At 66.5% G+C, this 1,003-nt stretch carries 1 protein-coding gene; it reads right to left on the bottom strand.

The window, feature by feature from the left end; all coding sequences use genetic code 11:
• Nucleotides 1–999: condensation domain-containing protein (locus LX83_RS37555; RefSeq protein WP_308204138.1), on the bottom strand; the 999-nt coding region annotated here is incomplete at its 3' end.
• Nucleotides 1,000–1,003 lie beyond the last annotated feature (4 nt).

The raw sequence follows: 1,003 nt of genomic DNA, 5'->3' as shown, positions 1-1,003 counted from the left end.
GTCCAGCTCGCGGTAACTCAACTCGACCCCGCCGAACACCACCGCGGTCGCCTCCGGCGCCACCGCCACCCGCGCCGCGAACAACTCGTGCACACACCGATCCCGCGGATACGCCACCCCCGTCTCATTCCACTCCACCACCAACCGCTCCCACTCATCCCGACCCACCACCTCAACCCGCCCAACCGGCCGATCCGGATCCGCCACCACCCCCACCAACACCCGCACCAGATACCCCACCCACCGCTCCACCGTCCCACGCTCGAACAGATCCGCCGCGTACTCGATCTCGCCGTGGATTCCCACGGGAACACGGCCGTTCTCGTGCTGCTGGGTGAAGGTGAAGGTGAGGTCGAACTTCACCTCGTCCAGAGTCACCGGTTCCAGTTCGACGTGCAGTCCCGGCCACCGGTGGCCGGGTTCGGGCGCGTCCTGCACGCTCAGCATCACCTGGACCAGCGGGTGCCTCGCCAGCGACCGGGCCGGGTTGACCAGCTCGACCAACCGGTCGAACGGCACGTCCTGATGCGCGTACGCCGCCAGATCCACCTCTCGCACCCGCGCCAACAACTCCCGAAAACTCGGATCACCCGACACATCCGCCCGCAACACCAACGTGTTCACGAAAAAGCCCACAACCTCATCAAGCACATCATCACCACGACCAGCGATCGTGGTACCCACCGGGACGTCCGTCCCCGCACCCAACCGCGCCAACAACACCACCACCGCCGCGTGCAACACCATGAACACACTCACCCCACACTCCGCCGCCAACTCCACCAGACCCCGATGCACCTCCTCGGACAACCGGAACCCCACCCGACCACCACGCTGACTCGCCACCACACCACGACGCCGATCAACCGGCAACACCAACTCCTCAGGCAACCCAGCCAACACCCCGGCCCAGTGATCAAGCTGCCCCGCCAACACACCGTCCGAACCAGACCCACCGAACACCCGCCGCTGCCACACCGCGTAGTCCGCGTACTGCACCGGC

The organism is Goodfellowiella coeruleoviolacea (genome assembly GCF_024171785.1).
GTDB lineage: Bacteria > Actinomycetota > Actinomycetes > Mycobacteriales > Pseudonocardiaceae > Goodfellowiella > Goodfellowiella coeruleoviolacea.
The sequence above is the reverse complement of the archived record's forward strand: the minus strand, read 5'-3'. Positions and strand labels throughout refer to the sequence as shown.